General features: G+C 48.8%; 1 rRNA gene. It reads left to right on the top strand.

From position 1 onward, the window contains the following. Window positions 1–132: 132 nt before the first annotated feature. Window positions 133–3,057, top strand: a 23S ribosomal RNA gene (locus NXS11_RS10830). Window positions 3,058–3,183 lie beyond the last annotated feature (126 nt).

Here is a 3,183-nt window from a genome sequence, read left to right as displayed (position 1 = left end):
TGTTTGTACATTGAAAACTAGATAAGTAAGTATAAAATGATTTTACCAAGCAAAAACCGAGTGAATAGCGAAAGCTTGAAACTAAAATTATCGCTAGTCGTCAAATGACGACTCACATAATTAATAACTAAAGATTAAGTTATTAAGGGCGCACGGTGAATACCTTGGCACTAGAAGCCGAAGAAGGACGTTACTAACGACGATATGCTTTGGGGAGCTGTAAGTAAGCTGTGATCCAGAGATTTCCGAATGGGGGAACCCAGCACGAGTTATGTCGTGTTATCTGCATGTGAATACATAGCATGTAAGAAGGCAGACCCGGAGAACTGAAACATCTTAGTACCCGGAGGAAGAGAAAGAAAAATCGATTCCCTGAGTAGCGGCGAGCGAAACGGGAAGAGCCCAAACCAACAAGCTTGCTTGTTGGGGTTGTAGGACACTCTATACGGAGTTACAAAGGCACATGTTAGACGAATAACCTGGAAAGGTTAATCATAGAAGGTAATAATCCTGTAGTCGAAAATGTGTGCTCTCTTGAGTGGATCCTGAGTACGACGGAGCACGTGAAATTCCGTCGGAATCTGGGAGGACCATCTCCTAAGGCTAAATACTCTCTAGTGACCGATAGTGAACCAGTACCGTGAGGGAAAGGTGAAAAGTACCCCGGAAGGGGAGTGAAAGAGAACTTGAAACCGTGTGCTTACAAGTAGTCAGAGCCCGTTAATGGGTGATGGCGTGCCTTTTGTAGAATGAACCGGCGAGTTACGATCTGATGCAAGGTTAAGCAGAAAATGTGGAGCCGTAGCGAAAGCGAGTCTGAATAGGGCGAATGAGTATTTGGTCGTAGACCCGAAACCAGGTGATCTACCCTTGGTCAGGTTGAAGTTCAGGTAACACTGAATGGAGGACCGAACCGACTTACGTTGAAAAGTGAGCGGATGAACTGAGGGTAGCGGAGAAATTCCAATCGAACTTGGAGATAGCTGGTTCTCTCCGAAATAGCTTTAGGGCTAGCCTCAAGTGATGATTATTGGAGGTAGAGCACTGTTTGGACGAGGGGCCCCTCTCGGGTTACCGAATTCAGACAAACTCCGAATGCCAAATAATTTAACTTGGGAGTCAGAATGTGGGTGATAAGGTCCATATTCGAAAGGGAAACAGCCCAGACCACCAGCTAAGGTCCCAAAATATATGTTAAGTGGAAAAGGATGTGGCGTTGCCCAGACAACTAGGATGTTGGCTTAGAAGCAGCCATCATTTAAAGAGTGCGTAATAGCTCACTAGTCGAGTGACACTGCGCCGAAAATGTACCGGGGCTAAACATATTACCGAAGCTGTGGATTGTCCGTAGGACAATGGTAGGAGAGCGTTCTAAGGGCGTTGAAGCATGATCGCAAGGACATGTGGAGCGCTTAGAAGTGAGAATGCCGGTGTGAGTAGCGAAAGACGGGTGAGAATCCCGTCCACCGATTGACTAAGGTTTCCAGAGGAAGGCTCGTCCGCTCTGGGTTAGTCGGGTCCTAAGCTGAGGCCGACAGGCGTAGGCGATGGATAACAGGTTGATATTCCTGTACCACCTAGATTCGTTTTAAGCGATGGGGGGACGCAGTAGGATAGGCGAAGCGTGCTGTTGGAGTGCACGTCTAAGCAGTGAGATTGAGTGTTAGGCAAATCCGGCACTCGTAAAGATTGAGCTGTGATGGGGAGAAGAAACAAGTTTCTTCGAGTCGTTGATTTCACACTGCCGAGAAAAGCCTCTAGCTAGAAAATAGGTGCCCGTACCGCAAACCGACACAGGTAGTCAAGATGAGAATTCTAAGGTGAGCGAGCGAACTCTCGTTAAGGAACTCGGCAAAATGACCCCGTAACTTCGGGAGAAGGGGTGCTCTTTAGGGTTCACGCTCTGAAGAGCCGCAGTGAATAGGCCCAAGCGACTGTTTATCAAAAACACAGGTCTCTGCTAAACCGTAAGGTGACGTATAGGGGCTGACGCCTGCCCGGTGCTGGAAGGTTAAGAGGAGTGGTTAGCTTCTGCGAAGCTACGAATCGAAGCCCCAGTAAACGGCGGCCGTAACTATAACGGTCCTAAGGTAGCGAAATTCCTTGTCGGGTAAGTTCCGACCCGCACGAAAGGCGTAACGATTTGGGCACTGTCTCAACGAGAGACTCGGTGAAATCATAGTACCGGTGAAGATGCCGGTTACCCGCGACAGGACGGAAAGACCCCGTGGAGCTTTACTGTAGCCTGATATTGAAATTCGGTACAGTTTGTACAGGATAGGTAGGAGCCTTAGAAGCGTGAGCGCTAGCTTACGTGGAGGCATTGGTGGGATACTACCCTAATTGTATTGGATTTCTAACCCGCAGCACTTATCGTGCTGGGAGACAGTGTCAGGCGGGCAGTTTGACTGGGGCGGTCGCCTCCTAAAGAGTAACGGAGGCGCTCAAAGGTTCCCTCAGAATGGTTGGAAATCATTCATAGAGTGTAAAGGCATAAGGGAGCTTGACTGCGAGACCTACAAGTCGAGCAGGGTCGAAAGACGGACTTAGTGATCCGGTGGTTCCGCATGGAAGGGCCATCGCTCAACGGATAAAAGCTACCCCGGGGATAACAGGCTTATCTCCCCCAAGAGTTCACATCGACGGGGAGGTTTGGCACCTCGATGTCGGCTCATCGCATCCTGGGGCTGTAGTCGGTCCCAAGGGTTGGGCTGTTCGCCCATTAAAGCGGTACGCGAGCTGGGTTCAGAACGTCGTGAGACAGTTCGGTCCCTATCCGTCGTGGGCGTAGGAAATTTGAGAGGCGCTGTCCTTAGTACGAGAGGACCGGGATGGACATACCTCTGGTGTACCAGTTGTCGCGCCAGCGGCATAGCTGGGTAGCTATGTATGGACGGGATAAGTGCTGAAAGCATCTAAGCATGAAGCCCCCCTCGAGATGAGATTTCCCAACTTCGGTTATAAGATCCCTCAAAGATGATGAGGTTAATAGGTTCGAGGTGGAAGCGTAGCGATACGTGGAGCTGACGAATACTAATCGATCGAAGACTTAATCAAATTTTTTCACAAGGTTTTGTTTGTGTAACATGAATACTTACTATCTAGTTTTGAATGTATAACATTCAACTTTATCTGGTGCCTATGGCAAAGAGGTCACACCTGTTCCCATGCCGAACACAGAAG

Source organism: Staphylococcus americanisciuri, assembly GCF_024814435.1.
GTDB lineage: Bacteria > Bacillota > Bacilli > Staphylococcales > Staphylococcaceae > Staphylococcus > Staphylococcus americanisciuri.
Note: the sequence above shows the minus strand (reverse complement) of the source record. Positions and strands in the feature narration are given on the sequence as shown.